Below are 646 nucleotides of genomic sequence, written 5' to 3' on the forward strand. Positions count from 1 at the left end.
GAGTTGTGGGCGGTGGTCGAGCCGCTGCTGCCCAGGGTCGAGCGTCGAGTCCGGCATCCGGGTCGCAAGCGGCATCCGGACCGGCTGGTGTTCCAGGGCATCCTGTTCGTGCTGCACACCGGGATCGCCTGGGAACACCTCCCGCAGGAACTGGGCTTCGGCTCGGGCATGACCTGCTGGCGACGCCTGGCCGAGTGGACCGAGGCCGGCGTGTGGCCCCGGCTGCACGAAGTCCTCCTCGCCAGGCTGCGCGGCGCGAACGCCCTGGACTTCTCCCGGGCGGCCGTCGACGGCTCCCACATCCGGGCGCTAAAGGGGGAGCCAAGACGGGACGAAGTCCCGTCGACCGGGGCAGGACGGGCAGCAAACACCACCTGATCACCGATGCCACCGGCATCCCGCTGGCCGCCACACTGACCGGCGGCAACCGCAATGACGTCACCCAGCTGATCCCGCTCCTCCAGGCCGTGCCGCCCGTGCGCGGCAAGCGCGGCCGGCCCCGGCGCCGCCCCAAGGTGGTACCTGGGCGTGAAGCCACTGATCGCCCGCCGCGGCACCGAACACGGCTCCGGCCTGGGCACCCAACGCTGGGTCGTGGAACGCGCCTTCGCCCACCTGCACTGGTTCCGCCGCCTGCGGATCCGCT

At 72.1% G+C, this 646-nt stretch carries 1 pseudogene; it reads left to right on the plus strand.

From position 1 onward, the window contains the following. Positions 1 to 646 (plus strand): annotated as a pseudogene (locus IF37_RS43245) (IS5 family transposase); the annotation flags it as partial.

It is taken from the genome of Streptomyces sp. NRRL S-31 (assembly GCF_000718775.1).
Taxonomy (GTDB): domain Bacteria; phylum Actinomycetota; class Actinomycetes; order Streptomycetales; family Streptomycetaceae; genus Streptomyces.